We start from the raw sequence: 25860 nt of genomic DNA on the forward strand, positions 1-25860 counted from the left end.
GGGAGGCACAAATGAATTCAATAGAGATAAAAAATCTTACAAAAAGATACGGAAAATTCTTTGCGGTTGATAATCTCAGTTTTGAAATAAAGCAGGGCGATTTCGTTGGATTTCTGGGCGTAAACGGAGCAGGAAAATCCACGACGGTTAACATGCTTTCAACCATACTTACTCCGGATGGCGGAGATGCATATCTTTGTGGCTACAAGCTTGGCAAGGAAGATATGGAAATCCGCCAGTCAATCGGAGTTGTCTATCAATCAAATGTCTTAGATGACTTGTTTACTGTTAAAGAAAACATTGTCACACGCTCAAAAATGATTGGGTTGGACGACAGTACAATAAACAAGCGTCTTTCAGATCTTTCAGATATCCTGAAACTCTCAGATATTATGAATAAGCGATACAGAGTTCTCTCGGGAGGACAAAAGAGGCGATGTGAAATTGCTTTTGCTCTCATGCATTCGCCTAAGATTCTTTTCCTGGATGAACCCACAACCGGCCTTGATCCTGCGACCCGTGTTGATGTCTGGGACGCAGTTGAGAAGCTTAGGGCCAATACTGATATGACAGTTTTCCTGACGACTCACTACATGGAAGAAGCGCAGTCAGCAGACAAGATCATAATCATCAGTAAGGGAAAAGAGCTAGCGGAAGGAACTCCCTTTGAATTAAAGGAGAGATTTGCAAAAGACAGTTTAAAGCTGTATTTCAGCGAGAATAACAGAGACAAGGTCCTGGATATTATAGGAAAAGACAGGCTTATCACAACATCCTATGGCGGATGTGTTGAATCGAAAAATCCCTTTGCTGCAGCGGAAACAGCAGGCAAATTGAAGGGAATCGTTGATGGATTTGAAATAATACAGGGCAAGATGGACGACGTATTTTTGAATGTCACTAATGAATATGGGAGGGCAGTATAATGAGAAGCTTTTTTGCGATAAATAAGAGAAACATAAGTTTATATTTTAGAGATTACTCAGCTGTATTTTTTTCACTTCTTTCAATGATAATCATTATAGTTCTGATGGTGTTTTTTCTTGGAGATATCAACAACGGCGAGCTTCTTGATGCAATAAAGCTGGTTCCGGGAAGAGGCACAGACAGCGATGTCAAGACAATAGAGCAGTTCAGTTTTCTCTGGACCTGCGCAGGAATACTGACAATAAATGCATCAACAGTTACTCACGCATTTTTCTCAAATATGATTAAGGACAGAACAGGAAACCGCTTGAATTCACTGCTTGTAATGCCTGTTAAAAGACCTGTATTCGTACTTGGATATATTTCAGGTGCCTGGATCAGCGGTGTCATCATGAGCATAATAACCTTTGCTTTTACAGAGGCTATAGGCGTAGTAAAGGGGATGGAAGTTCTTCCTTTTGAGGTACACGTTAAGCTTCTTCTTTTGATAATGCTTAATAACTTTGTATATTCAGCTGTAATGTTCCTTCTTGCATCAATCATCAAGAGCCAGAGTGCATGGAGCGGAATCGGAATTATTCTTGGTACACTTTCAGGCTTCCTTGGCGGAATTTATTTCCCCATTGGGTCCATGAGCAGCACAATGCAGCATGTTGTTAAGCTTTTTCCCTTCATTTACGGAACTTCACTTTTCAGAAAGGTAATGATGGCTCCTCTTGAAAACACCTTCTTCGATGGAATGCCCGAAGTAGTACGCACGGAGGTTGACCGCACTATGGGCATGGACATTTTCATTAACAACAATCAATTGTCTGAGCCGGGAAAAGTGGGTATACTTATTGCTGTAGGGGTAGTCTTTATCATCATTTCCACTATTTTCCTAACAATAAGCAAGAAGAAAGACAGATAATGAAAATTACTATTGAGTCACCGTTACCCGGTGAAGAAGATGAAATCATCATAAAGATGGCAGAATTGGACGACGAGGTTCTTAAAGTAATCCGTCGTCTCAAGGACGGCGTAAGCAAGGACACTATGGCTGTTTATGCAAACGAGAGCATTCTTATGGTTCCCATCAGGGATATCCTGTATTTCGATGCAACAGATAATCGCGTATTTGCTTACACCAGGGATAACTGCTTTGAAACCAGGAAGAAGCTCTTTGAAATAGAAGAGCTTCTTGCAAATTCTTCATTTTTGAGAATATCCAAAAATGCCATCGTTAACATAAAATCCATCGATCATCTAAGCCCTGAATTTAACGGAAGATTCATCGCCAGCTTAAAAAACGGCGAAGATATCATCATTTCAAGGGGCTATGTCCCCGAGCTTAAGAAAAAGCTCGGTATCGGGAAATAAAACGGAGGACTACTAATATATTATGAGAGCATTTTTATCTGAATTTTTAAAATGGTTTTTGATCATAAATACAGGCATAATGGTCATAGTCTGGATCAATATTTTTAAATACGATACTATCTGGACAGCTATTATTCCGCAGATTTTCGGGGCAAGCTTTTTGACATCACTGGTAACGGCTGCTTATTTTTCATATAATCCCAGAAAGCCGATCAGCGTGCCTGTCAGAATATTACTTACCATCGCACATTACCTGATCCTGTGCGTGATCATAATGACTCTTGGCACACGATTTAACTGGTTTGAGCTCACGTTGCAGGGCGGCCTTGCCGTAACCTTAAGCGTGGCCGGTGTTTATATCATTTCAGCTGTGATTTCGTATATGCTGTCAAAGGGAGAAGCAGATGAAATGACAGATGCGCTTAAAAAATATAAAGAAGAGGATTAAAATACGGTATGCAAGGGTACATCTTCTCATGCATTTCTAAATCATGAAGGACGACCTATAAGAATGAAGCAGGAACAACCAGAGTTGTTTGCGGCATTCAGTAGTTTAGTTGTGGAGAAGTAGTATAATTATGGCAGTAATATAGCAGAAAGAAGGAGGCTTTGATATGAAAATCGAACTTGGAATGAAAGTAAGGATTAAGGAGACTTGTGAGGTTAATGCGGGTTATACAGGAGTAGTTGAAAGTATTCTGCGCAATAGAGAGGACCATAATATTGGTGTTGATATAGATGGAGACCACGAAAATCCCACACCGTATTACTACAGTGAGTCTGATCTTGAAGTTTTAGAATAAAAAACAATTATACCCAAAATAATTATCTGTTATGATCTGTTACAATATTTAGCTTAATGTTGGTGGTCTTCAGAACTTTGTGTTCGTTGCTGATCTTTGTTCAGCACTATTGTTTTTTATTTAGCACCACCGATCTGCAGCTTAGCCCCACTAAGGGGGGTTATACTTAATAATACAAACTGACATTATCTTGCTGTTTAATGAATTAGTGGGGATGAAAAGTGTAACTACACGTCGAACGCCACAAAGCAAATAAGGTCAAGTAGCCTAAATTGCCATTCGGGCAATAACTACGTGAAAAATGGTTAAGCAGGGATTTCTCGCGTAGGAAATGGCCACCTAAAAGCAATCGACTACGTGAAAATTGCTTAGGAATAGATAAGACTCGTAGGAAAGAGTTAATACTAAGGCAGAAACTACTTGATAAATACTAAAACCCAGGCTGGGACAAGTAGAAAAGACAATATTGCTGCTAAATCCTACGCGAAAATAGTCGAAAGTAAGAATTTTTCAAGTAATATCGACCTTCCGGGAATGTTTCCCAAAAGAGTTATAGATGGAAATAATTTCGGGATATAATGTTTCAAAGCCTCTTACTCTAAGTCTTCCTCTTCAACTCTGATGAATTCTACCCAATTGTTATCGTCCATATTTACATAAATGTAGTCACCTTCAATTGTGAATTCCCTGCGGTTGTTCCAGGTGGAATCCATGAAAAACTGGGAACTGCCCCAATAGAAATCAACTTCATCCTGCATTTCCATTTTCCTGTGTGATCAGGATTAAGTGTGATTGTATCAGTAACTAACTGAACCTGCCCATCTACTGCTTCGTCATACACGTGTTGGTAGGCTCCGAGATAGTTGGAAAACTCTGTCTGGGGAGCGAAGTGATCAAAGTCCAGAGTATCGTACACCATTGATAAGTTGTAACTGATTTGGGAATTCATACGGTCATTATTTCCCATGGTCTGATAAATCTCAACAAGGAAAACCTTTCCATTATATTCTGCTGCTTCATACATCTCATATACAGGTACTTTTCCTTCTGTGGGATTAAGACGTCTGATATATGACCAGTTATCTCCATAGAAAAACCCTTCACTTCTTATCGTATCATCAGGGTTCCAGTTCTCTGACTTTTTGCCAAGAACTTCAGTGGGAGATTTTCCATCAATTACGTTAAAGCCTACATAGCAGGTCCCTGCACAGTCACCTGTATATACAAAGTATGCACCGTCTCGTGTCTCATTTACTTCGAAAAGCTTTTTTTCATCAAAACTTATGTATGAATCATATAAGAGGGAATATCACACAATTATCACACGTATGGGTTGGCATTCATTAGCTGGTATTTGTTTTTTGATTGACACAGGTGTTGGCTGCCAGGTGGGACAGTCTATTAAAAAAATAAATATAGAAAATATGATGGAATTATGCAGATTGAAATATTAGAATACTAATGGGGGAGCTAATTGTTTTCAATCAACAAAAATCAAAAGGAGAAGGGAATCATTATGAAAAAAGTTTTTAAGTCTCTCTACGCGCTGGCAATCGCTTTGTGCGTAATTTCAGTTGCAAAAATAAGTGTATGTGCATCAGAGCATCTTCCGGAGGGTGCTACATTTTATTCTGAAAAGTATAAGTATGTAGTGACGAAGGCATGTACCATAGAGCCCGAAACTGCTAGCGGTGATTTTGGACAGGTTTTGATCGCAGGTTTTAATCCGACATTTTATAAAAAGGCAAAGAAAATAGCGATGTCATCATCCTCGTTCCTTGTTGGCACGGATAAAGCAGGTATCACCTTAGATGTAACTTGCGATAGAACAAGAGAGCAGTTCCATATTACAGGATTCACCTCCGGTGCATTTAAAAATTGCAAGAAAATTGTTTCAGTGGATGTGCCTGCATTTTCAACGGATCGCATTAGCTATGGTTCAAAGGATAAATATCTGTTAGATATCCCGAATAACTGCTTTGCAGGATGTACGGGGTTAACTAAAGTTACATTGGGAACAAACCTGACATCCTCATCTGAAACTCGTATAGGGAAAAATGCTTTTAAGGGATGTAAGAAACTGATTCAGATCGATCTGAATACAACGCCTGTTTTTATAGGAAAAAACTGCTTTAAAAACTGTAAGAAATTACACACCATTGTTTGGAATAACATTTCAAACACATTACCTCCCGTAGATGTTCAGGCAAATGCATTCAAAAATGTCAAAAAGGTGACTATCCAATCCACATTAAGTGATGCTTCCAAGGATCTTGCTATCAAGGCGAAGCGCCGCGGTGCTAAAAAGGTGTATTACTATTATGACCACATAAAGAAAAAAGCATGACAACCAGTAAAAAGGGGTTTAGAGAATTGAAAAGAAGAATTATAACCTTGACTTTATTCATGACTTTTATAATTGCAGGATGCAGTAAACAAGAAGAAGCCCCGGTAGAAACACCAGCTGAAAAGACAGATGAAATAGCTGAAGAAGAACCTCAAAAAGAGAAATTTTTACCGGCTGAATACATTTGGAGCACCTATGAAAAATCTGATGTTTTAATAAAATTGGATTACCCTTATGAAGATGGGAAGCATGAACTGTATGTACCTAAGATTTCAGAAGATGCCAAAATGGAATACCGAAAGGACGGAGAACTCATTTGCACTATCAATGATACCTTGCCACTCACAATTAAGGAAGTTACGGCTTGTGATTATACATTTGACGGAATTATTGATCTGATCATAGTTGGGAAGGGCCGTAGAAATAATGAGACCTTTTGGCTTTACGAAGGAAGGGCTCCTGAATCTGATAGGGGTAGCTTTTTGTTTAGTGCTGATAATGAGACCAGGGACTCTGTCCGGGACGAAATAGGCGATGAGTATAGTGCAGACAAGATTGAAAACTTCCTTACCGGAGGGCTTGAAACAGGAAAGATCAGTTCTTATGCTGAGGCTTATAAGGCTTTGATCCGTCTACATGAGCTTGGTAAAACGGATTACACATATAATCTGATCTATCTGGACGATGACGATATTCCGGAACTGGTTGAAGATGCCGGATATTTAAATATTTACAGTTTCTCTGATGGAAAAGTAACTCATCCGCTTATCGATTGTGCTTATGGAGTAGGAGGATGCGTATATTATGAATATGCGCCATATAAGAGCACACTCCGCTCTTTCGGACACGGTATGGAAGAGTATGGCAATACAATATATTCGGTAAAAGACAATATGCTTACTACTTTATATGACGAGATAGGCTTCTACGAATCTACGGAGACAAAATATATCAATTATACTGATGAAGCTTTATCCGACGAAGAGCTTAAAGATAGAATCGATGAGCTGAATTCATATTCTTATATAGAGATATATGGTGAATATCAAAAAGAAGAAATTCTGGATATGCTCGATTAATGATTAAGCTACGTTAGCAGAAGGGCATTTGCACCATAGTAAGCGAGTGTGTGAAAGTTTTTCTGTAAATAAGATATCCTAAGATAATTGACGAGCTGTATGGCGGTAAGATTACCGTTAGCGCACGTACTTTGGGAGCTTACGGTATCCGCAAGAGGTCGTACTAAGTCAGATATAAACCGGCGTTTTGTGAAGGAGGAATATGCCATGAGTGAAATGAAAGCAGAAAATCGTAAAGCTACCAGGAAAAAGGTCAAATTCACTGACAGCATTTTTTTCATTATCGTGATCATGATACTCCTGTATGTTGGAGTGTGTTCTAGTCTGGTAAAACTTGTGGTTATGCTTATTGATCCCCTTCTTGTTAGCGGTGGCGTCAGTGAAGCTTTGATTTTTATAATAGAAAACTATCTGGTTCGTATAATACCTTTTATTGGGATAATCCTCTTTACCGGACTTGTAAAAGGCAACAGGTTTATTTACAACTCATTTGCGATGAATTATGAAAATAATGGTTTTAAGGCGCTGTTTTTAGGATTGCTGATCGGATTTTTTATGAATGGAGTATGTGTTCTTGCAGCGGTAATTCATGGTGATATAAAACTGTCCTTTGGATTTACCTTATCACAGCTTCCAATTATTCTTTTTGCGCTGGTATGTGTGTTTATTCAGAGTGCATCAGAGGAAATGTGGTATCGCGGATTTCTTTATGAACGCATCCATGCAAACTATCCGCTCTGGCTTGCTATCATTATGAGCGGTCTGATTTTTGGTTTTGGACATATGTTTAATAATGGAGTCTCCATTTTGGCAGTTATCAACATCATGGTCATCGGATTGGCATTTGCCATGGCAAAATGGCAGAGCAGAAGCATCTGGCTGGTATTTGGTATTCACACCGGTTGGAATTTTATGCAGAACTTCTTCTTTGGCCTGCCAAACAGCGGTGTTGTTTCCGTGGTGTCAGTATTCGGGCTGGATGCTGTAAATACTTCTGGCAAGCTCTTTTACGATACTACCTTTGGAATTGAAGGAGCAGTATCATTGCTGATAATAGGATTATTACTGGCCTTGGTATCTTTTGCCCTGGCCTTCAAATCTGGCAGGCTGGCAGAACTGAGGGAGCGCTCTTGCCAGCCAACCAATAAGGCTTAATCAGCAGATTCACAGTGAAGTCGTTATCTGTATCCGGTAGGTATAAACAGTCCCACTGACTGCATTTTGCTCAAAAATACCCAATAGTCGAAAAACCACAATTTTGAGTGTTTATATACGATAATTGGCATAAACCGATTATCATATGCGACAAGGAGGAACAATATGTCTTTTACCGAATCAATCAAATCAGTTCTTACAAATTTCAAAGACTTCAAGGGAAGAGCAAGAAGAAGTGAATTCTGGTGGTTCCTCAAGGATTCACAGCCGGGCGAGAACCAATGGGGGCCGAATCCGAAGGGCGTGTAAAGGACAGCATCTGTGAAAGAAAAAGCAAGATCGTTAAGAAGACCTTCCGGTAAATAGATTAGAAGTTTTCTTTTAGGACCATACTATGAAATCTTTTAGGATGAGGCAACCGCACAAAGCCGCTACGAAGAGCTCTTTACAGAACTTGAAAGCGCTGATGTGATTAGTTTTCAGACTGTGGGTGGAGAATCATAAGTCATGTCACACCCCCGTATAGAAGCAATCTTGTCTTTAAAAATGCTGCAAAAGAAGCCCTTGAGAAAGTAAAGGTTATGGTTGTTTTAAACAGTTTCTTTATTAATCCCATAGTTTCCCCTAAACCTTACCACCAGAAGCAGCACTATAACTACCGCGCACATGATCTGGTTTTCACTTACAATCTTATCTGCATGTGAAGCTCTCAAAAAATCAAGCATTATCTTAACCAGGCTGTATATGATGGCAGCCTTTAACGGGTCAAAACGGTTCCTAAAATACACAAAAGCTGACATGACAAATATAAGAAGGAAAACAGATGCTTCTAAGATCTGGACAGGAAAAACGTCGCCTTCCTGCGTGTGTATATGGCATATTCCGTTATATGAAATTCCCCCGCAGCATCCGGCAAATGCGCAGCCAACTTTTCCAAGTCCGTACATAAGGGGAAGTACCAGCGTATAGGCATCCCAAAAAGCTTCCTTATACTGCGGCGTTATAAACGAAAATATGAATGCCCCCAGGAGCATTCCCACAGCTCCTCCCGTACTATTTAGTCCATATCCGCCCATACCGGAGAGAAGATAAGTCGCAATAATAGAGAGATAAACGCAGAGCAAAAGCTCCAAAGCAAGCGACATCACGATTATCCTGGAAGGAACCTTTTTCCTTCTGAGAAGATATGCTGACATTGTTATTCCAATAATAAAGGATGTAAGAATCATTATCCGGTACATAGTTATCACCCTATATTAAAACAGCCTTTATATCCGCCAAAACATGATGACAGGATAGTAGCACATGCTATTATCGCAATGACTGCTACGATAACCATAAATACTATCTCGATGACATAAATGACAAGAAGTACCTTGGCAAAACATACTTATTGATGTTCTTTTTCGCGGTCTTACTCATGCATTTGGAAGTATATGCATTTGCCTCAATAGAAGCACAGCTAAAGGAAAATACCATGACCATAGCTAAAAGAATGCTCAAGAAACAAACCCTCACACTTTTTTTCATATCATCCCCCTTGTTATGAATGCGCTGATACAGCTTTCAACAACCACTTTTAAAGTACCACGGGCAGTAGACATTAACAACTGTATTTGTGCAATTTTATCCATATTTGTTGACGTAATATGGTAGAATTTTATAGTAATAATAGTCAGTTTACAGCATGAGGAGACATGTGATGAAAAAGAGATTGGTAAGCCTAATAATTGCATCCTTTATGGCAGCACAGCTTGTTGCGTGCGGTTCAAATACCAAAGGAGAGGTAAGTACTAATACTGGAAGCGACCTCTCCAAGACTGAATCTGAGCAAAAAGAGGATGAGAGCAGCGAAACAGCTTCTGAAAGCAGTGAAGAATCAGCAACTAATGAAGAAAATACAGGCATGGCAAATCCTTGGAGAGACTGCACAGAGGATGAAGCAAAATCATCCTGTCCACGCCTGTTTAAAGCGCCCGAGGGCAGTAAGGTAACAGGCTGGAGCATGATGGGGGAAAAGAGCGATGATCCCGGAGCCCAGGGTCCACTGATACAGCTGGATTTTAGTATGGATGATATGGATTTTACTGCAAGAGCCCAGTATGGAGCCGATGAATATGCAGATATTTCCGGCATGTACTATGAATGGACTGCTACAGATGATGTAACCCTAGCTAACTGGGGTGAAGGGCATATGGAGGGCAAGGTCAGCCGCTATGTCGGTGATGATGGCATGGTCGATCTTTGTACCTGGTACGATATTGAAATTGGAATAGCGTATTCCCTGTCTGTCGAAGCTTCTGACCTTGACGGATTTGACATCCAGGCAGTTGCTGAGCAGATGTATAGCCAAGAGAACGAGCCCGGAGTAGATGGTGAATCTGATTCAGAGGACGGCGCAGAGGGTTCATATGCTCCTGCGGACTTTAACCCTGCAGATATATATGTGGCAACAGCTGAGAAGTCTTCCATAGATATTTCCGGATGTGATACATTCACACAGATTGTTGATAAGCTTGAAGATGGCATGGGCTATGCAAATGCCACCATCGGAGATTCCGATGTACTTCTGGTATCAAGCGGAACATACGAATGGGAATCCGGAGTTTATGCAGCAATAGATTCTGAGATTTTCTTTTATAAAGACGGAGTCCCTACATATCTTGCTACAGTATCATCAAGTGGCACAGCAGATCCACTGAAAATAAAGGATGGAAATCTTTATGTTGCCGGACACCACTTCATATTCAAATACCTGATAGACAGCGGTTGTCTTATCGAGACTGAGGAAGCATATGAAGAATATGATGAGAACGGTAACGAAATATACTATTACAAGACCTGCAACAGCCAGTTCGAAGATTATGACGCACAGACTGCGAAAAGCCGCTACGAGGAGCTCTTTACAGAGCTTGAAGGTGCAGAGGTTATAAGTTTTGATAATGTAGGTGGAAACTCCTAATGCAGGAAAAACTCCTGATTAGTACCGGCGGCAGAATTATCTATGGTTCTTTTTTTGTAAAATACTCTTTTCTATTTGCAATAAATGGGAATGGTCATGGGATGGAGATAGGTGTATTGTGGTAGAAACAAAAGCATTTGGGGGAATTATTATGGAGAAACAATTAAAATATCCTATTCTCATGGTTCACGGGATGGGATTTAGGGACCGTAAATATCTAAACTACTGGGGCAGAATACCAGCTGCCCTTGAATCAGCAGGCTGTCAGATATTCTATGGAAATCAGGACAGCAACGCTTCTATTGAGACAAATGCGCTGGTACTTCGTGACAAAATATTTGAAATTCTTGAAAAGACCGGGGCTGATAAAGTTAACGTCATAGCCCATTCTAAAGGAGGCCTTGATATCAGATGCGCAATAGCAAAGTATGGACTGGGAGATAAGGTTGCATCAGTAACCACCATGAGTACTCCGCACAACGGATCCGTCACGGTTGATAAGCTTTTAAAGCTCCCGGATTTTCTTGTCCGTATAGCCGGAAAGTGCACGGATATTGTTTTCAGAGTTCTTGGTGACAAACAGCCTGATTCCTACAGCGTATTCAAATCGTTCACTACAGATGGGGCAGCAAAGTTTAATGCTGAGTATCCCGATGCTCCAGAAACCTATTACCAGAGCTACGCATTTGCCATGAAAAGTCCATTCAGTGATATTTTTCTATGGTTCCCAAGTCTGGTCGTATGGCTCGTTGAAGGAGTAAACGATGGACTCCTTACACCTGAGTCTGTGAAGTGGACTAACTTTAAGGGAATTGTCCGAAGTAATTCAAGGCGCGGAATTTCTCACTGCGACGAAGTAGACATGCGCCGTATAAGGCTTACAAGAAAGCAGGGTGAAGGAGTGTCTGATATAACGGAGTTTTACGTTGGTGTTGCTAATGATCTGATGCTGATGGGATATTAAAAACCATATTTCTCCCAGAAGGAAAAATATAAGATTACTTTTTGCTCTACATGATATGTAACAGATTCATCTTTTTGTTAAGTATACATACATACCAGCTAAAATGGGCGGTACAGCTGTAGCTACTCATATAAAATCTGTAAATAGTTGTAATTCTATATCTGCGTTGTAAATACTTGTATAGAGGTGTAAATAGGTGTAATATTGTATCAAACATGTAAATAGTTGTATTGGAGGATATTATGAAAAATCCATTTACACATACACCTGGAAGAGTTGGTGATGCGAATATTACCACCACTTTGGAAGAAAAAGTCTATGAAAACTTCTTGTATCCACAGCCATCTGAGAGTGTATACAAGATAACTGGAATACGAGGATCAGGGAAAACCGTTATCTTTGGAAATATCCTTAGACATTATAAAACTGTGGACATGAAAGCTGAAGGATGGCTGGTTTACGATGTCTCATCTGCAAGAAATCAGATAAGCACATTGATATCTTATCTATTGCTTGAGCCGGAAGTTAAAAAAGCGCTGCTGGCAGAAAAAACTAATTTGAGCATTTCAATACCTTTTATTGGAATAAATGCTGGTGTTGATACAAAAACGGATTATGATGATGAAGTGCGTCTTGAGAAACTTATTGGCATTTTAGTCAAGGCGAAAAAGAAGATTATGATTGGTATCGATGATATAGCAAAGACCGACGCAATGACTGAATTCTGCTCAGTATATGCGAAGCTGATAAGAAATACTTTGGAGGATGAAATAGCAGCGCCATGGCCTGTTTATCTTATTTGCTCTGGGGTTTATCAGAATTTCTATGAGTTGGGCGAAGTTCCAAATCTTACTTTCTTTAAGAGGGCGGCCGAACTGAGAACAGAGCCATTTCCTATGCCTGCAATGGCAATCAAGTATGAAGATATGGCACAGATGGATGAAGACAAAGCTATTTCTTTTGCCAAGATGACTAAAGGCTTTGCCTATGCTTATCAGGTGTTTGGAAGTGCATACTTCGAACACAAAGACAAGGGCGAAGAATATGTGCTAAAGCAGGCAAAGAGTGAGCTGTTCGCTCAATGCTATGAGAAGATATGGAGAGAACTCCCTGAAGGAGAACGGGAAATTCTCAGAATAGTTTCTTCAGGTCCCAAAAAGAGAAAAGAAGTTCTAGAGGAGCTGGATGGTAAGGGGAGCTATCAGGTAAACAGTACTGCGCTGAAAAAAATGGGGTTACTTCTGGATAGCTCAGAGTCTTATGGCGTAGCGGAGATTACATTGCCATTTTTCGGTGAGTATATTCAGAAATATTGTTGATTATTTATGGTGTAGACTCACCATGAAATATCATGTGTTATGATTTAGTACATAGAGAAAATATGCTATTGTATTTACATACACATTCTATTTACTTAAGAATATCTATTTCATATTTTATCAATTGTTCTATTTTGAATAGCACAACATATAACAATATTAGGAGGCACAAATGTTACATATCATAGTTCTCAGCAAGGGGTATTTCCCTGAAAAATTAAGCACAAAGGATACTGCAAAGGACAGGGTAATTGTAATAGCTTCAGCAAACGATTCCATACCGGTGTCTGCATATCAGAATGCGATGTTAAGGAATATGGAGGTTAAGCTCCTTCCTGAAATAAAGGATACTTCTGCAGAAGGAAAGAATATTCTGCGCATTGCCCAGGCTATGCTCATAGGTCAGCTCACAGCAGCCGAGAAGGAATATGAATTATATACAGATGATGATGTTCTAAAGAAAGGACTCGCTCCTTCTTCAGGAGCAAAAGCTTCTTCTAAAAAGCAGCCACGCAAAAAAGTGAGCATAGAAGTTGAAGTAAAAGAGAAGAAGTCTGAACCTGCTGGGGAGAAGGCTCCAAAGAAGCAGATAGAAAAGAAAAAAGCAGCTTCTGAGAAACAGACAGTAAAAGCCTCGGATAAGGAAGCAAAGGCTGAAACAGGTGAGAAAGAAACAAAGTCAGCACCAACAAAGAAAAGACCCATGATCACAAATAAGATGACAGACTTTGCGCCAAAGCAGGAAAGCACACCTGAAAAGAAGGAGAAAAAAACACCTAAAGCTCCAGCAACAAAGAAATCAGCCGTAAAGATCCCGACGCTTGCACAGATAAAAAAAGTGCTGGGAGCTGCAAACAGCGGTTATGCTAAGACCTTACTTGAAGTGTGTAAGAATTCCAATCAGATAACATTCGAGATGAATATAAGAATGGAACTTGCCAAAGCAGGCCTTGGTTCAGGCACATGCCAGGAGATTGCAAAAACTCTAAATGATGAGTTTGGAAAGCAGCTTCCGCCAGCATAAGAAAGAATATATTCCTTAACTGATTCACTTAAAGGACAGTTAAGGGATTTTTTAATTGCAAGAAGGTTTCAGTAAAACTGCGTGAATTCTTATATTCTATGTGATGCATTTATTCGGATTAATGAGGGAAGGCTGGCACCTTGTCACGGGAGTTGCCAGCCTATGTGTTTGAAGAAAAGTTTTTATTCTTATGAGGGAGTAAGAGAGGTAACTCTCTTAATTGAGTATTATCATAACTCCCAAATCGTAAAAGAAAGTATCCGCTTTGTGTAAATATTGTGAAGTATCTTCCATTACTATTCCCCACATGTGTTTTCATTATTTCTTTGATAAAAATATCGTATGCCTAAAAGATTTGTTAGACATTTGTTGGACAGGGGTATTTACAATAAAAGTATAGAAAGATATTTGATTCTCGAAAGCGAGGAACGATGTATGGGAAACATGATTAAAATAGCATCAGTAATGGTGATGACAGCACTTCTTATTTCCGGTAACAGTTTCACCAGTAATGGAGAAACAGACCCCGATCATGCTCAGATGATGGAAATTTCCTGTCAGAGCTGCCACAAGAATATAAATGTAGATATCAGCCAGTCCCATGCAGAATGCACACACTGCGGTTGCATCAACCATTTTGACGGTTGAGTTGACCAGTAATTACCAATGTAGCCCCGACATGAAAATGCCTTTAACAATTTCCTTTTTCTTCTCCCTTTTTTAGCAGCCAGAGACACTCTGGCTGTTTTTTTGCCATTTTCACTTATCTATTTTATGACTTTAAAATAGCCATGAAAAAAGGATCCTTCCGGACCCTTACATCAACATAAGATAAAATTTCTATTTACCACACAAAAGCAACTGCATTTGCAACGTCTTCAGTAATCGTATTTTCCTTAACAAGCTTTTTGAGCCATTTATTCAGCTTGTCAACCTTGTGATTTGTATTGATAAAGTGGATTTTCTTGCCATTTACATTTGTTGAAAGAAAGAGTTCGTAAGTATACATAAGTGAAAACCTCCAAAAATCATAAATATGTTCTTTCATTCATTCTGGCCATTTGAATGTTCTTGTTGCTCACAGAAAATATATCGATGCAAACACATAATTACTTTAGGGCAAATTCATATGTTTTTTTATTTCTTTTGGGGGACACTTTTTCGAATAATAAGTTCACTGACAGGCACACTAACTTCAATAGAAAAAGGGGCTCTAATTAAAAGCAAACTCTAAATATTGAAGGCTGATCAGCCTCAAACACAACTTAAACTATCCAGTCCTTAGCAGAATACCTAAAAGCTAATATCTTTCAACCTTCTCCAATTCGCTGTATTTGTGGGATAAATACTACTTTTTCTATGCTACAATGGTAAGTATAACGGCGCTGTTTGTTCTGATGTTCGCTATTGCCGGTCCGTTTATACCGGGATGGCATTGGAGACAAATATGGCTTGGAGTGCTTCTGGCAACAGCAATCCATTTGCTGCTCTGGTTTGTTGTTCATGGCTGGAGCATATCTGTTCTTTATTTCAAAACCATCTAAGTGGAGCCTCAAGGAAAAAGCAGCGTGAAAACCTAAGGCAATTTAATATGAATAGTAAAAAACAAAAGCTACTATGCCGGCGGATATAGATAGAATAGAGGAGTATCATGGACATTATCTATAATGGAGAGCGACTGAAATATATAGAAGATTTCTGGGGAGAACAGGTACTATGGATTACAGATCCTAAACAGATAAGCATGGAGCATATGAAGTTTGTCGGGGGATATCCAAATGAGTACTGCATATACCTTTCAGAGTTGTCTGCGGCGGAACAGGCTGAAATTGTAAAGCAGCTACGTGAGCAATTGGCATATTGTGGTGTAAATTGTTCGAAATGTCCGGATTTCTCAGAAGGAAAGTGCCCTTCTTGCCGGCTCACAGAATGGAAAGCTGGAGATGAATGCATGCCCGTCAAATGCTGCAGAGAAAAAAGAATAGACTCTTGTGCATCATGTGATGTATTCCCATGCGATGATATGAAAGAGTTTTATCAAGAATCTGCTAGTCATCAAGAAGCATTTAAGAGATTTTCCAAGTTTAGCAATTATAAATCTTAATAGGAAACAAAATAATGAATATATTGGTAAGAAATGTAGAAAAAGCGGATTATCAATCTGTCAGGAGAATAATGAATCAGGTTCAAGAAATGCATGTAGCATGGAGACCTGATATCTATAAATCTAATGAAAACCTCATATCAGAAGACGTTTTTGACCTTATGATAAATAGTGGAAATGCTTTTGTTGCTGATGTGGATGGAGTAGTTGCCGGAGTTCTTGAAGTAACATACAAGCATATTGAAAGCCCTGCCCATGTTACAAGAGAAGTGGTATTTATTGATACTATGGCTGTTGACAAGGAATATAGAGGAAGAGGAATTGGACATCAGTTTTTTGAAAAAGTAAGAGAGTTGAAAGATAGCTCTGGATCTGATGGAATAGAACTTCAGGTAAATGCAATGAACCACGCTGCATATGAAATGTATAAGGAATGTGGGTTTACTGAGAAATCGATCAACATGGAATTACTTTAATATTGGATTTGATAGTACAGCTTATTTCATTACAAACATCCTGTGAAATCTCGCATTAGTGCCATAGTATTCCCCAACATAGTAAAGCCAGCATTCTAAAGGAAAGAGAACCCTTCAAAGTGCTGGCTATTTTTCTTAGTTTTCGGTTGTAAGATAAGGCTTCAGCTTTTAGGCAAGTACGTGTACCATCGTGCCAGGTGCTGACTGGGACGGAGATTTTCCTTCATTCATCTTTTCAAGCTTTTTGGCATTTGCGATGGCAGCATCCATGTAAGGATATAGTATCCGGTACATATCATCACGATTTTTCCGGTATTCTCCTTCTCCAAGAGATTTAAGAATATCCGTGAGCTTCGGCCAGTATTCGCTTCTATGAAGATCAGATTGCAAGAAGCTAAAATGAAGCAGAAACCATAATTCTACACACTGGTTTGACCATATCGCGTGATACGTGGTTTCAGACTCATTTGAACGCACCTCCCAGCATGCTCTGAAGATAGGGATCTGCGCCGTAGCGGCCTTCAAGATATTGCTTGTCATAGGAGGCTGTATTCTTGATTAGTGTTCCGTCCTCGCTTCTCATTTCATGTAAAGAATATACATCACTTTCGTGTGCTTCATTTTCTGCTGCAAACCAGATTTCATCACGGCGGAAGATGGAGTTTTTCATAGTAGACATATCATGGGAAGTGAAAAGCAGCTGTGCACCGTGACGGTTTATCTCTTTATTTTTAAAAAGAAGGATCACATAACGCAGAAGCTTCGGGTGGAGTTTGGCATCAAGCTCGTCAATGATGACAAGTCTTCCTTCACGTAGAGCTAGTAGGATAACTGGCAGAGCGGAGATAAGCTTCTTTGTTCCATCTGATTCTTCTGTGAATGACAGCTCATATTCCTTTTTTCCAAGCTTGCGCTTCATGTAAAGCTGTTTACGATATTATAGAAAAATAATTAACCAAAATGGATATAAAACCACATATCACACCTTTTAGCATTGGAGACCGTGCACTGTCTCTTACAAAAAAATGTGGGAAGTTTTCTCTTCTTATAGTATTATTTTATAGGATTTATGAATAAGTTAAATACAACCTGTAAACATAACAGTTTAATAGGTAACAAGATATAAGGAGAAGGTGTGAAAACGGTTAAATTTAGTGAGATCGAATATAAGCGCCCGGATATGGAGGCGCTTAAAAAAGCTCTGGAAGAAGCTACTGCAAAGGTTCTTAATGCCAAGAGCTATGAGGAAGTCAGGGACGCGTACTATGCTCTGCAGGAGCGTGAGCAGGCGGATGAGACAATGTCTACTCTGGCTTACGTCCGCAATACTATCAATATGAAGGATGAGTTTTACGACAAAGAGATCAAATGGCTTCAGGAAGAATTTGCCAATACCATCCCTCAGTACAATGCTTATGAGAAGGCTCTTACACAGTCTAAATTCAGACCGGAATTCGAGGCTGAATTTGGTGCCCAGCTCCTTAGAACGATGGATGCTTCACTGATGACGAGTGATGAAAAGATTATCCCTGAGACAATACGCACTGAGCAGCTTGGTCAGGAATACTCCAAGACAACCGCAAGTGCGGTGACAGATTTCAGGGGAGAAGAGTGCAATTTTTATGGACTTCTCAAGCACATGCAGAGTACAGACCGCGCAGAGCGCAAGGAAGCTTTTGAAGCATGGGCTGCGCTTTATGAAAAAATCAGTCCCGAGCTTGAGGCGCAGTATGGAGAGATGGTAAAACTCCGCAACGAAATGGCTCTTAAGATGGGCTTTAAAAGCTATACTGATATGGCATATATCGATAGGAACCGCTTTGATTATAAGCAGGAAGATGCAGCAAAATTCCGCGAACAGGTCAGAGAGATAATCACACCCGCTGTTGCAAAGTTGCGCAAGGCGCAGCAGGAAAAACTTGGCATAGATAAACTTTATTTCTATGACGAGGAGTTGAAATTCCCTGATGGAAATGCTGCACCTATCGGAAGCGCAAAGGAGCTTGTGGACAAGGCACAGAGGATGTACAGAGAGATGAGTGCTGAGACCGGAGAGTTCTTTGATTTCATGAAAGAATATGAACTCTTTGATCTGGAGACCAGACCGGGGAAACGCATGGGAGGCTACATGACATCCATGCCCCTTTTCAAGGCTCCCTTCATCTTCAGTAATTTCAACGGAACTTCGGCAGATGTAGATGTCCTTACCCACGAGGCCGGTCACGCATTCCAGGGATATCTTGCTATGAGATCAATTCAGGTGAATGCACTTCGCGGCTCAACAGCTGAGATAAATGAGATTCATTCCATGTCCATGGAGCACTTTGCTTATCCCTGGATGGAACTGTTCTTTGGCGATAATACTGAGAAATATGTTACTTCACATCTTTTTGATGCGCTCAGTACAATTCCTTATCTGGTAAGTGTTGATGAATTCCAGCATGAGGTTTATGCACATCCTGAGTACACAGCAGCTGACTGGAAAAGAACATGGCACGAGATAGAGCAGAAGTACATGCCATGGCGCGATTATGATGGAAATGAATTTCTGGAGGCAGGCGGTTTCTGGATGCAGAAGCAGCACATTTTCCTTTATCCTTTCTACTACATCGAATATGCTATGTCACAGATTTGTGCGTTCCAGTACTATGGGCGCATGAAAGAGGATAGAAAGGCAGCCTGGGAGGACTATCTACGCCTTTGCCGCGCAGGTGGAACAAAAGGATACTTAGAGCTTCTCAAGATTGGTAATCTTCATAGTCCTTTTGAAGTCGGAACAGTTGAAAAGAGCACAGCTCACGTAATTGAGGAGCTTTCAAAGCGCTATATGGCGTAAATAAAAAACGAAATAATACATAATGAAAAAAGTTTGGGGAATTATGAAATGAAAAAAGTTTGGGGAAATCTGCTACTCTTTATCACATCATTTATGTGTGTGATAGCTTTATTTGGATTCGGGTCCATAAACTCGAAAGCTGCAACAAGTGTTAAGGCACCAACAGAAGTAGGCTTTGATGGCCGATTCTATACATTCAAGGCAGTATCAGAAGGATATTATACTGTTTTTATCACAAATGGGGATACGAAAATTTATAAAAGTTCAGAAATGAAATACCGTGCTAACTCTAAGCCGAGTGCAGTTCCTTTTTTCTATGAAAGTCTGGATAATTTTGGGAAAATCACCTTATATGTGGTATGTTCTCCAAGCCCCAAAAACTATAACACACTGAAAAAATATCAATCTGATAAAGAGTGCAAAATTACAAAAGTATCAAAGACACTATCCCAAAGAACGCCCAAAGTTGAAGGCATCAAGGTAGAAGTAGATAACAGTAGAACTCCTGCCATTAGGTACAAAGTAACCTGGGAATCTGCGAGCACCTTTAAGGAAATACGGATTGGTAATCCAAAAACCCGCTCAATATCTTGCGCCTATACGAGTCTTTCCTATTTTTATGTCGATATGAAAGATTACGAACAGCCACTGGAGATTATAGCGAAATCCGATGATCTCAATAAGTTTGCGGATTCAGAGCCTGTGACAGTCACTCTTCCTGCGGTTGATCTTGAAAAAATATATAATAAAGGCTCATTTGAGATTGACCTTACAAATGGTACTTATGAAGTTGAAGACCTGGCATTGGCAAGCACAGTGGCGCACCTGGCTATGATATCAGAATTCGACTATAAGATAGTTAATGAACTCTCTATGGAAATGGACCTGGATAAAAACGGAAGCTATGACATTGTATATAAAATAGATTCGAGTACCTATAAAAATACTATATCCGTATTGCCTACCAACTCAATTAGGGATCAGGTGACGTTTGTAATGCCTAATGATGCCAAAAAAGATGCGATGGATGATCTGTCAGAAGATTATAGATTTTATTATGGAACTCTGAAATTTGTTTTTTCCAAACCAAAATCTCAGGACGCTTCTGATTCGAACGGTACTTTTTCTGTAAACGGATCACCTGTGGACACAGCAAATATAGTGTCAACTGTGACCGTTAATGGTATCACCTACATAATTGATAGAAACGGCAATGCAATCGCAATTAAGATAGCGTCAAAAAAGAAGGCATCTCTAAACACCGTTACAGCTTACGGAAAAACTTATCCCGTTATTGCAATTGCTGATAATGCCTGCAAGAACAATAAGAAGATAAAGACAGTCACAATAGGCTCAAACGTTGCTACTATTGGAAAGAAAGCCTTCTATAAATGTAAAAAGCTAAAGAAAGTGACAATTAAGGCTAATAAATCCCTGATAATCGGTAAGGGTGCTTTCAAGAAAATAAACAAGGACGCTGTCATCAAGCTTAAAGGCGTAAAGGGCAGCAAAAAGAGGAAACTGTTAAGAGCTATCAAAAAGTAATTATGATGCTTTAGCACAGTCTATAAGCTGAATGAATTATGCAATTTATGATGTAACAGATAAAAGCCTAAGGATAATTCCTCCGGCTTTTATCTTAAAGTGAAGCAAGTATTTTACACAGTTCCAGATAATATGGCTTTACGTTTACTCTTTTGTAAGTGGTAAATATAAAGCCCTCTAGTTGGTTGCTTACAAATGAAGTACAAAAAGAAAAGACTCAAGCTTCGTAGAAACTTGAGCCTTTTCTTTTTATTCCTCGCCCGTATATGTTCTAGTATAGTGTACCATGCTTACTTTCTTGGCAATCCCCAGTATAAACAATGCTGCCATAATAGCAATTGCTGCTTCAAAACTGAAAAAGCTTACTACTATTGCAAATAATAATAGGAAAATAGCTGCAAACTTTACTGTAAACTTCCCAGATAGTGATTCGATATGACACATACGCTCATCATGCATTTCGTTATAGATTTGTGTAAGTTTCTTATCATCCTTAAGAGCATTTGAATACTTTACAAGATGATAAATACTTATGATGTCCAATACGATTACCATTCCTATTACAAATCCCTGCATGAAATCAGCATAATTAGATGTTGCATACCTTGCAGTTATAGTTGGTCTCTGTGACACAAAATACAATGCTGCACTAAGTAGTATAATTCCAACATATGCAAAATTCTGTTTTTTAATTGATTCTCTCATCTGATTCATTTTTTTGTTATTCATTAGTCTTCTTCCTCCAAGCTCTCAAAATCAAATACTTCCTCAATGTTCATATTGAAGTGATGTGCAATCTTATACGCTAATATCAGAGACGCTGTATATTTTCCTACCTCTATAGAGGTAATTGTCTGACGCGTAGTTCCAACAATATCAGCAAGTTCAGATTGCGAAAGTTTATTCACTTTCCTTAACTCCTTTATTTTGTTTTTCATGACAGCCTCCATACTCTTGCTAAGTTCGCTTTGCAAATTTAGTATAGTTTACTTTGCATATTATGTCAAGCTAACTTTGCATTATTTTTTATCTTTTTTCAAAAATCATCCGTAAGCATTAAATAGGAAGCCCACACAGAATACCATTTTGAAAAATCAAGAAAGTTTAAGACTTTTCCTAGCTATGATAAAATGTGTTTATCGGGGACTTCTTAGTTCGTATGCATTTAACAAGGATGCAGACAGAATGAATGAGATAAACAGTGAGCTTGAACGAATAAAAAGTGAGCTTGGAAGAGCAGTTGCAGATGTGTTAGACCAATGAATAAATCAGCAGAGATTAGTCTGTAAGTAAGAGGTGTCATGGAAAGAGCAGAGTATTTAAAACAAAAATACCATTTGGAAAAGCATCCTGAAGGCGGATGTTTTGCAGAGGTTTACACATCACCTTTTTCTCATGAAAACCGGTCATTTATGGGAAGTATCTATTTTCTGCTTGAAGGAGAGGATATTTCGCATTTTCATCAGATTGACTGTGATGAGATCTGGTACCACCATGAGGGCTGCGGGCTTAAGATTACCATGATTATAGATGGAAATGTATCTGAAGTTGTAATTGGTCCTGGGGAAGATCAGAAGGCCATGGCTGTAATACCTAAAGGAGCCATTTTTGCTGCAGAAAACCTTGATAAAAGCAACTATTGTTTCATGTCCTGTGCCACAACGCCTAAGTTTACTTACGATGGATTTAGGCTTGTTGGTGAAAATGAGGTAAGAGACATCTGCCCTGCAGATTATGAGAAGATAAAGCACCTTGCTTATTCAGAGGATATGATCAAATGAAACTAAGGAAGCTTCGAAGCGCTGAAATTACAACCATATATCAGGAACGGCTGGCCCACGATTTTATCAAGGATGAGCTTTTGGGGATATACAAGGCCTTTTACGGTGCAGTTTTTCCGAGGGATATAGTTGAGAAAAACATAGAGTATCTGGAGGATGGAAGGCTATGAAGGTTTATGAGGGGAACATCCTGACTGTGAATCAGGATGATGTAACAGCTAGATATCTTGTCGAGGATGAAGGAAGGATTGTTTATGTCGGAAACAGTCTTCCTGAAAAATACAGCGCTTCTACTAAGATAGAGTTAGGGGAGCGTTCTCTTATACCGGCATTCTGTGATACACATCAGCACTTCGCGTCTTTTTCCACATTTCATTCAGGACTGAATGTCATGGAATGCAGTTCCAATGAGGAAATTTTACAGGGAATGACATACAAAAGAAATATGATTCTTTTGCGGAAATGATAATAGAAGCTATGAATGCCTCAGTAATTCCGGATTGTCGATCAAAGTATGCCCAAAGGAGACATTGCGCAAAGCATTATCTTCCTCATCTCAACCACGTTTAAAAATATTTATTCATGAATTCCGAACTCACTTCGATACTCTTTACCGGATCATTGTCAATCCAGTTCATGTGAGTTTCCAAAATAACTGCCATAACACCCTTTTCCTTTATGACTTCAGAAAGGCCCTTAAGATTCATATTGCCTTTTCCAAGCTCTGTGGCCTTTTCTTTAAGGATGGGTGTCATATATGGTCCTTTTTGAGTGTTTCCTCTGTCATTAATATGCCAGTACTTAAGACGTGAGCCGAGCTTTTCTATTATTGGATAGACGTCAGCGCCTCCGTCAGTCATCCAATATGTGTCCAGCTCAAAATTCACATATTCATCGTCAGTGTTTTCTATAATCACATCATAAGCTGTCTTATCCGTTGAAACCTTCTGCAATTCACAGTTGTGATTATGATATAAAAGCTTTACGCCGTGTTCTTTCAGAGCTTTTCCTGCAGTATTTAACCGCTCTGCCAGACTCTCAACCTCGTTTAAATCGCTATAATCAAATCTGTACATTCCTGTTATAACAACTACGTCTGTGCCGTAGCTTTTTGCAAGATTCGCAACATTCTCAGGATCTGCTTCTATTGCACCGAGATTTGAATGCATACTGCTTACCTTGAGCCCGCTCTCATAAATAAGCGTATGCCAATCCTGATTACCGCTGTTTCCTATGTCCATTCCACCAAATTTTGTCAAAAGCTTTACTATAAAAGGAGATTTTTCTATCATGAAATCATTTATCTCTATATAATCATATCCGGCAGCTTTAACATGTTTCAAAGCGTCAAGCGTAGTGTCGTAATTATCTGATACTGTACCGAGCATAATCTGCTGCACGCCTTTTTTTACAGTATTCTCCTGAGTATTAAGCTGTGCACTGAAATAATCAGCTATTTCTTTTCTTGTAACTTCATAAGGTCCTGCTGTGGCATTTAGATATATATTTCTTATCAAAAAGGCAATAATCATGCACAACACGGCAATTAAGACGGTGAATATCAGCGGCTTTTTTTCCTTTAACTTTCTCATTTTAGATACTTATATTTCCTTTCGGTTTATTTTTGCTTATAATATAATCATCATGTGTTGATTTCAACCGACAAATATTTAACTTCTGTTGATTTCAGAAAAGGAGTATCAATGACAGCCTCCGGAGAGACCAAGATTTTACATACAAAAGAGCGTATAAGAAATTCCCTTATACAAATGCTTGGAAATATCACTATAGAAAAGATAACTATAAAGGAATTATGTATGACAGCCGGCATAAACAGGACAACTTTTTATAAATATTATGGCAGTCAATATGACGTGTTAAACGAAATTGCTTCAATATATATATCTAAAACAACCGCTCTGGTTATGGAGAATTTAGCCGAGGATCGGAAAATAGCTGATGATTTGGTAAATGCACTTCAGTTCATAAAAGACAATGCGGATTTTTTTATCTTATTTCTGGGAAAAGATAACTTAAATCCTATATCAGATATAAGCTCATTACTACCGGATTTTAATAAATTTGTGCTGGCATCCATGCGTAATTCATCTATCACAGAATATGAAAAAAAATATCTGTCCTCCTTTGTTTTACACGGAAGTGTCAAAATGATAAGTGACTGGATATCTGACGGATGCAGCCTTAGCTGTCAGAAAATGTGCAGTTTAATATTAAATGCATCCGGAAGAGTAATCGGAATATGATAACAAAAGGAAAATTGATTATTATGAAAAAAATAGCACTGATAAAGGAAATATTGATTCTGACACTAGCCACAATAATAATAGGAGCGGCGGTCTTCTTTTTTCTCATGCCAAGTCATGCATCGGTCAGCAGTATTTCCGGACTGGCAATTGTATTGAAGAACTTTATACCATTGCCAGTATCGATGATAACAATGATATTGAATGTATTTCTTTTGATAATCGGCTTCATCACCTGTGGGGCAGAGTTTGGATATAAGACGGTTTATACATCGATTTTACTGCCAGTGGTGATTGGAACTTTTGAAAAATGCTTTCCAGATTTTGTATCTTTTACAGGGGATGCCACTCTTGATGTACTCTGTTACATATTCTTTGTAAGCATTGGTATAGCCATTCTCTTTAACAGAAATGCTTCATCAGGGGGATTGGACATTGTAGCTAAAATCCTTAACAAGTATCTGAGAATTGAACTTGGAAAAGCCATGTCAGCTGCCGGGTTATGCGTTGCTGTATCGTCTATCCTTGTATACGATACTAAGACATTGATACTGAGCATTCTGGGAACATATTTTAATGGTATGATTCTGGATCATTTCATTTTTGATCAGAAGCTTAAACGAAGAGTTTGCATTGTTTCCCCATTTGAAAAGGAAATCCGTGACTATATACTTAATGAGCTTCACAGTGGGGCAAGTATATATAAAGTCATTGGCGCTTATCGCATGCAGGAACACAACGAAATCATTACTATAGTTGATAAAAGCGAATTCCAAAAGCTCATGGCTTTTATAGATAGAGTTGATCCCCAGGCCTTTATAACAGTTTATAAGGTTAGTGATATGCAGTATCGCTCAAAATCCATGCCGGAAAGGATTTTTAACAGAGCCCATCCTGAGTGAATCCCAAGATGGC

The 25860-nt window shown here is 39.1% G+C and carries 33 protein-coding genes; 25 read left to right on the forward strand and 8 right to left on the reverse strand.

The window, feature by feature from the left end; all coding sequences use genetic code 11:
• Positions 1 to 11: 11 nt before the first annotated feature.
• The 5 genes from G601_RS0103270 to G601_RS0103290 all read left to right on the forward strand — a co-directional run bounded on the left by G601_RS0103270 (position 12) and on the right by G601_RS0103290 (position 3089).
• On the forward strand, positions 12 to 926 hold the full coding sequence (locus G601_RS0103270; RefSeq protein WP_026664467.1) for an ABC transporter ATP-binding protein: 915 nt from the start codon (positions 12 to 14) through the stop codon (positions 924 to 926).
• Positions 926 to 1837, forward strand: a complete 912-nt coding sequence (locus G601_RS0103275) for an ABC transporter permease (RefSeq protein ID WP_026664468.1) — start codon at positions 926 to 928, stop codon at positions 1835 to 1837. The genes G601_RS0103270 and G601_RS0103275 overlap by 1 nt, the downstream gene beginning before the upstream one ends.
• A complete protein-coding gene (locus tag G601_RS0103280) occupies positions 1837 to 2286 on the forward strand; it encodes a LytTR family DNA-binding domain-containing protein (RefSeq protein WP_026491850.1) in 450 nt (149 codons plus the stop codon). Before G601_RS0103275 ends, G601_RS0103280 begins: the two co-directional genes overlap by 1 nt.
• A gap of 22 nt (positions 2287 to 2308) precedes the next feature.
• The gene (locus tag G601_RS0103285) at positions 2309 to 2734 is read left to right on the forward strand and encodes a DUF3021 family protein (RefSeq protein ID WP_026491851.1); all 426 of its coding nucleotides are present in this window, start codon (positions 2309 to 2311) and stop codon (positions 2732 to 2734) included.
• Between the two features lie 166 nt (positions 2735 to 2900).
• A complete protein-coding gene (locus tag G601_RS0103290; RefSeq protein WP_026664469.1) occupies positions 2901 to 3089 on the forward strand; it encodes a hypothetical protein in 189 nt (62 codons plus the stop codon).
• Between the two features lie 652 nt (positions 3090 to 3741).
• Here the strand turns inward: G601_RS0103290 and G601_RS0103295 are convergent.
• A complete protein-coding gene (locus G601_RS0103295) occupies positions 3742 to 4113 on the reverse strand; it encodes a hypothetical protein (RefSeq protein ID WP_026664470.1) in 372 nt (123 codons plus the stop codon).
• 492 nt (positions 4114 to 4605) lie between these two features.
• Here G601_RS0103295 and G601_RS0103300 point away from each other — a divergent pair, with 492 nt between their 5' ends.
• The 4 genes from G601_RS0103300 (at position 4606) to G601_RS26385 (ending at position 7979) form a co-directional block, all read left to right on the forward strand.
• Positions 4606 to 5436, forward strand: coding sequence for a leucine-rich repeat domain-containing protein (locus G601_RS0103300; RefSeq protein ID WP_155834443.1), 831 nt, complete (start codon positions 4606 to 4608; stop codon positions 5434 to 5436).
• Positions 5433 to 6515: a hypothetical protein gene (locus G601_RS0103305; RefSeq protein ID WP_026664472.1), complete on the forward strand. Its 1083-nt coding sequence runs from the start codon at positions 5433 to 5435 to the stop codon at positions 6513 to 6515. The genes G601_RS0103300 and G601_RS0103305 overlap by 4 nt, the downstream gene beginning before the upstream one ends.
• 207 nt (positions 6516 to 6722) lie before the next feature.
• Positions 6723 to 7670: a CPBP family intramembrane glutamic endopeptidase gene (locus tag G601_RS21745; protein ID WP_051205538.1), complete on the forward strand. Its 948-nt coding sequence runs from the start codon at positions 6723 to 6725 to the stop codon at positions 7668 to 7670.
• Between the two features lie 165 nt (positions 7671 to 7835).
• A complete protein-coding gene (locus tag G601_RS26385; protein ID WP_196808798.1) occupies positions 7836 to 7979 on the forward strand; it encodes a hypothetical protein in 144 nt (47 codons plus the stop codon).
• Between the two features lie 281 nt (positions 7980 to 8260).
• Here the strand turns inward: G601_RS26385 and G601_RS0103320 are convergent, their stop codons facing one another.
• Positions 8261 to 8911: a prolipoprotein diacylglyceryl transferase family protein gene (locus G601_RS0103320; protein WP_026664473.1), complete on the reverse strand. Its 651-nt coding sequence runs from the start codon at positions 8909 to 8911 to the stop codon at positions 8261 to 8263.
• A gap of 461 nt (positions 8912 to 9372) precedes the next feature.
• On the opposite strand from G601_RS0103320, the gene G601_RS0103325 reads away from it, so the two are divergent.
• From G601_RS0103325 to G601_RS0103350, 5 genes are all read left to right on the forward strand, one after another.
• On the forward strand, positions 9373 to 10632 hold the full coding sequence (locus tag G601_RS0103325; RefSeq protein WP_026664474.1) for a hypothetical protein: 1260 nt from the start codon (positions 9373 to 9375) through the stop codon (positions 10630 to 10632).
• Between the two features lie 151 nt (positions 10633 to 10783).
• Entirely contained in the window at positions 10784 to 11596 is an 813-nt protein-coding gene (locus G601_RS21750; RefSeq protein WP_035790232.1) for an esterase/lipase family protein, read from the forward strand.
• A 242-nt stretch (positions 11597 to 11838) separates the two neighbouring features.
• Positions 11839 to 12915 carry a hypothetical protein gene (locus G601_RS0103340; protein ID WP_026664475.1) on the forward strand — a complete coding sequence of 359 codons (1077 nt, stop codon included), beginning with the start codon at positions 11839 to 11841 and terminating at the stop codon, positions 12913 to 12915.
• Positions 12916 to 13087: 172 nt separating this feature from the next.
• Complete coding sequence (locus G601_RS0103345) at positions 13088 to 13939, forward strand: hypothetical protein (RefSeq protein ID WP_026664476.1); 852 nt, start codon at positions 13088 to 13090, stop codon at positions 13937 to 13939.
• Between the two features lie 435 nt (positions 13940 to 14374).
• Positions 14375 to 14587 carry a hypothetical protein gene (locus G601_RS0103350; RefSeq protein WP_026664477.1) on the forward strand — a complete coding sequence of 71 codons (213 nt, stop codon included), beginning with the start codon at positions 14375 to 14377 and terminating at the stop codon, positions 14585 to 14587.
• 196 nt (positions 14588 to 14783) lie between these two features.
• On the opposite strand, the gene G601_RS25985 is transcribed toward G601_RS0103350, so the two are convergent.
• The gene (locus tag G601_RS25985) at positions 14784 to 14948 is read right to left on the reverse strand and encodes a hypothetical protein (protein WP_155829462.1); all 165 of its coding nucleotides are present in this window, start codon (positions 14946 to 14948) and stop codon (positions 14784 to 14786) included.
• A gap of 358 nt (positions 14949 to 15306) precedes the next feature.
• On the opposite strand from G601_RS25985, the gene G601_RS26600 reads away from it, so the two are divergent.
• The 3 genes from G601_RS26600 to G601_RS0103365 all read left to right on the forward strand — a co-directional run bounded on the left by G601_RS26600 (position 15307) and on the right by G601_RS0103365 (position 16519).
• Positions 15307 to 15483: a DUF6609 family protein gene (locus tag G601_RS26600; RefSeq protein WP_207638011.1), complete on the forward strand. Its 177-nt coding sequence runs from the start codon at positions 15307 to 15309 to the stop codon at positions 15481 to 15483.
• 107 nt (positions 15484 to 15590) lie between these two features.
• Positions 15591 to 16043, forward strand: a complete 453-nt coding sequence (locus tag G601_RS27175) for a DUF3795 domain-containing protein (RefSeq protein ID WP_081673361.1) — start codon at positions 15591 to 15593, stop codon at positions 16041 to 16043.
• A 14-nt stretch (positions 16044 to 16057) separates the two neighbouring features.
• A complete protein-coding gene (locus G601_RS0103365) occupies positions 16058 to 16519 on the forward strand; it encodes a GNAT family N-acetyltransferase (RefSeq protein WP_026664478.1) in 462 nt (153 codons plus the stop codon).
• Positions 16520 to 16687: 168 nt separating this feature from the next.
• Here G601_RS0103365 and G601_RS25640 read toward each other — a convergent pair whose 3' ends face one another.
• Entirely contained in the window at positions 16688 to 17059 is a 372-nt protein-coding gene (locus G601_RS25640) for an RloB family protein (RefSeq protein WP_081673362.1), read from the reverse strand.
• On the reverse strand, positions 16983 to 17438 hold the full coding sequence (locus G601_RS0103375) for an AAA family ATPase (RefSeq protein ID WP_026664479.1): 456 nt from the start codon (positions 17436 to 17438) through the stop codon (positions 16983 to 16985). The genes G601_RS25640 and G601_RS0103375 overlap by 77 nt, the downstream gene beginning before the upstream one ends.
• A 216-nt stretch (positions 17439 to 17654) precedes the next feature.
• On the opposite strand from G601_RS0103375, the gene G601_RS0103380 reads away from it, so the two are divergent.
• Both G601_RS0103380 and G601_RS26605 read left to right on the forward strand, forming a co-directional pair.
• Positions 17655 to 19355, forward strand: a complete 1701-nt coding sequence (locus tag G601_RS0103380) for a M3 family oligoendopeptidase (RefSeq protein ID WP_026664480.1) — start codon at positions 17655 to 17657, stop codon at positions 19353 to 19355.
• A gap of 627 nt (positions 19356 to 19982) precedes the next feature.
• Positions 19983 to 20900, forward strand: a complete 918-nt coding sequence (locus G601_RS26605; RefSeq protein ID WP_207638012.1) for a leucine-rich repeat protein — start codon at positions 19983 to 19985, stop codon at positions 20898 to 20900.
• Between the two features lie 249 nt (positions 20901 to 21149).
• Here G601_RS26605 and G601_RS0103390 read toward each other — a convergent pair whose 3' ends face one another.
• Both G601_RS0103390 and G601_RS0103395 read right to left on the reverse strand, forming a co-directional pair.
• Positions 21150 to 21629 (reverse strand): hypothetical protein, encoded by a 480-nt coding sequence (locus G601_RS0103390; protein WP_026491883.1) that lies wholly within the window; start codon positions 21627 to 21629, stop codon positions 21150 to 21152.
• Entirely contained in the window at positions 21629 to 21838 is a 210-nt protein-coding gene (locus G601_RS0103395; protein ID WP_026490098.1) for a helix-turn-helix transcriptional regulator, read from the reverse strand. The genes G601_RS0103390 and G601_RS0103395 overlap by 1 nt, the downstream gene beginning before the upstream one ends.
• A 184-nt stretch (positions 21839 to 22022) precedes the next feature.
• On the opposite strand from G601_RS0103395, the gene G601_RS25990 reads away from it, so the two are divergent.
• From G601_RS25990 to G601_RS0103415, 4 genes are read left to right on the forward strand one after another with little or no spacing between them, the layout of a single operon-like run.
• Positions 22023 to 22163, forward strand: a complete 141-nt coding sequence (locus G601_RS25990; RefSeq protein ID WP_155834445.1) for a hypothetical protein — start codon at positions 22023 to 22025, stop codon at positions 22161 to 22163.
• Between the two features lie 38 nt (positions 22164 to 22201).
• Positions 22202 to 22681 carry a cupin domain-containing protein gene (locus G601_RS21760; protein WP_051205541.1) on the forward strand — a complete coding sequence of 160 codons (480 nt, stop codon included), beginning with the start codon at positions 22202 to 22204 and terminating at the stop codon, positions 22679 to 22681.
• The gene (locus tag G601_RS25995; protein WP_155834446.1) at positions 22678 to 22851 is read left to right on the forward strand and encodes a hypothetical protein; all 174 of its coding nucleotides are present in this window, start codon (positions 22678 to 22680) and stop codon (positions 22849 to 22851) included. The genes G601_RS21760 and G601_RS25995 overlap by 4 nt, the downstream gene beginning before the upstream one ends.
• Positions 22848 to 23147, forward strand: a complete 300-nt coding sequence (locus G601_RS0103415) for a hypothetical protein (protein WP_026491884.1) — start codon at positions 22848 to 22850, stop codon at positions 23145 to 23147. The genes G601_RS25995 and G601_RS0103415 overlap by 4 nt, the downstream gene beginning before the upstream one ends.
• A 100-nt stretch (positions 23148 to 23247) precedes the next feature.
• On the opposite strand, the gene G601_RS0103420 is transcribed toward G601_RS0103415, so the two are convergent.
• Complete coding sequence (locus G601_RS0103420; protein WP_081673363.1) at positions 23248 to 24273, reverse strand: sugar phosphate isomerase/epimerase family protein; 1026 nt, start codon at positions 24271 to 24273, stop codon at positions 23248 to 23250.
• A gap of 57 nt (positions 24274 to 24330) precedes the next feature.
• On the opposite strand from G601_RS0103420, the gene G601_RS0103425 reads away from it, so the two are divergent.
• Positions 24331 to 24945 carry a TetR/AcrR family transcriptional regulator gene (locus G601_RS0103425; protein ID WP_155834447.1) on the forward strand — a complete coding sequence of 205 codons (615 nt, stop codon included), beginning with the start codon at positions 24331 to 24333 and terminating at the stop codon, positions 24943 to 24945.
• 23 nt (positions 24946 to 24968) lie between these two features.
• On the forward strand, positions 24969 to 25847 hold the full coding sequence (locus tag G601_RS21765; protein ID WP_051205559.1) for a YitT family protein: 879 nt from the start codon (positions 24969 to 24971) through the stop codon (positions 25845 to 25847).
• Positions 25848 to 25860: the final 13 nt, after the last annotated feature.

The organism is Butyrivibrio sp. FC2001 (assembly GCF_000424125.1).
Classification (GTDB): Bacteria; Bacillota; Clostridia; order Lachnospirales; family Lachnospiraceae; genus Butyrivibrio.

Excerpts from the sequence above, each read along its gene's own strand:
- G601_RS0103280 (WP_026491850.1), top strand. The coding sequence starts at position 1,837 with ATGAAAATTACTATTGAGTCACCGTTACCCGGTGAAGAAGATGAAATC.
- G601_RS0103345 (WP_026664476.1), top strand. The coding sequence starts at position 13,088 with ATGTTACATATCATAGTTCTCAGCAAGGGGTATTTCCCTGAAAAATTA.
- G601_RS0103350 (WP_026664477.1), top strand. The coding sequence starts at position 14,375 with ATGGGAAACATGATTAAAATAGCATCAGTAATGGTGATGACAGCACTT.
- G601_RS0103375 (WP_026664479.1), bottom strand. The coding sequence starts at position 17,438 with ATGAAGCGCAAGCTTGGAAAAAAGGAATATGAGCTGTCATTCACAGAA.
- G601_RS0103420 (WP_081673363.1), bottom strand. The coding sequence starts at position 24,273 with ATGAGAAAGTTAAAGGAAAAAAAGCCGCTGATATTCACCGTCTTAATT.
- G601_RS0103305 (WP_026664472.1), top strand. The coding sequence starts at position 5,433 with ATGACAACCAGTAAAAAGGGGTTTAGAGAATTGAAAAGAAGAATTATA.
- G601_RS21745 (WP_051205538.1), top strand. The coding sequence starts at position 6,723 with ATGAGTGAAATGAAAGCAGAAAATCGTAAAGCTACCAGGAAAAAGGTC.
- G601_RS0103340 (WP_026664475.1), top strand. The coding sequence starts at position 11,839 with ATGAAAAATCCATTTACACATACACCTGGAAGAGTTGGTGATGCGAAT.
- G601_RS21750 (WP_035790232.1), top strand. The coding sequence starts at position 10,784 with ATGGAGAAACAATTAAAATATCCTATTCTCATGGTTCACGGGATGGGA.
- G601_RS0103290 (WP_026664469.1), top strand. The coding sequence starts at position 2,901 with ATGAAAATCGAACTTGGAATGAAAGTAAGGATTAAGGAGACTTGTGAG.
- G601_RS21765 (WP_051205559.1), top strand. The coding sequence starts at position 24,969 with ATGAAAAAAATAGCACTGATAAAGGAAATATTGATTCTGACACTAGCC.
- G601_RS0103365 (WP_026664478.1), top strand. The coding sequence starts at position 16,058 with ATGAATATATTGGTAAGAAATGTAGAAAAAGCGGATTATCAATCTGTC.
- G601_RS25995 (WP_155834446.1), top strand. The coding sequence starts at position 22,678 with ATGAAACTAAGGAAGCTTCGAAGCGCTGAAATTACAACCATATATCAG.
- G601_RS0103275 (WP_026664468.1), top strand. The coding sequence starts at position 926 with ATGAGAAGCTTTTTTGCGATAAATAAGAGAAACATAAGTTTATATTTT.
- G601_RS26385 (WP_196808798.1), top strand. The coding sequence starts at position 7,836 with ATGTCTTTTACCGAATCAATCAAATCAGTTCTTACAAATTTCAAAGAC.
- G601_RS0103320 (WP_026664473.1), bottom strand. The coding sequence starts at position 8,911 with ATGTACCGGATAATGATTCTTACATCCTTTATTATTGGAATAACAATG.
- G601_RS26605 (WP_207638012.1), top strand. The coding sequence starts at position 19,983 with ATGAAAGATTACGAACAGCCACTGGAGATTATAGCGAAATCCGATGAT.
- G601_RS0103295 (WP_026664470.1), bottom strand. The coding sequence starts at position 4,113 with ATGTATGAAGCAGCAGAATATAATGGAAAGGTTTTCCTTGTTGAGATT.
- G601_RS25640 (WP_081673362.1), bottom strand. The coding sequence starts at position 17,059 with ATGACAAGCAATATCTTGAAGGCCGCTACGGCGCAGATCCCTATCTTC.
- G601_RS0103285 (WP_026491851.1), top strand. The coding sequence starts at position 2,309 with ATGAGAGCATTTTTATCTGAATTTTTAAAATGGTTTTTGATCATAAAT.
- G601_RS25990 (WP_155834445.1), top strand. The coding sequence starts at position 22,023 with ATGATAAAATGTGTTTATCGGGGACTTCTTAGTTCGTATGCATTTAAC.
- G601_RS0103415 (WP_026491884.1), top strand. The coding sequence starts at position 22,848 with ATGAAGGTTTATGAGGGGAACATCCTGACTGTGAATCAGGATGATGTA.
- G601_RS0103395 (WP_026490098.1), bottom strand. The coding sequence starts at position 21,838 with ATGAAAAACAAAATAAAGGAGTTAAGGAAAGTGAATAAACTTTCGCAA.
- G601_RS21760 (WP_051205541.1), top strand. The coding sequence starts at position 22,202 with ATGGAAAGAGCAGAGTATTTAAAACAAAAATACCATTTGGAAAAGCAT.
- G601_RS26600 (WP_207638011.1), top strand. The coding sequence starts at position 15,307 with ATGGTAAGTATAACGGCGCTGTTTGTTCTGATGTTCGCTATTGCCGGT.
- G601_RS0103325 (WP_026664474.1), top strand. The coding sequence starts at position 9,373 with ATGAAAAAGAGATTGGTAAGCCTAATAATTGCATCCTTTATGGCAGCA.
- G601_RS27175 (WP_081673361.1), top strand. The coding sequence starts at position 15,591 with ATGGACATTATCTATAATGGAGAGCGACTGAAATATATAGAAGATTTC.
- G601_RS25985 (WP_155829462.1), bottom strand. The coding sequence starts at position 14,948 with ATGTATACTTACGAACTCTTTCTTTCAACAAATGTAAATGGCAAGAAA.
- G601_RS0103300 (WP_155834443.1), top strand. The coding sequence starts at position 4,606 with ATGAAAAAAGTTTTTAAGTCTCTCTACGCGCTGGCAATCGCTTTGTGC.
- G601_RS0103270 (WP_026664467.1), top strand. The coding sequence starts at position 12 with ATGAATTCAATAGAGATAAAAAATCTTACAAAAAGATACGGAAAATTC.
- G601_RS0103390 (WP_026491883.1), bottom strand. The coding sequence starts at position 21,629 with ATGAATAACAAAAAAATGAATCAGATGAGAGAATCAATTAAAAAACAG.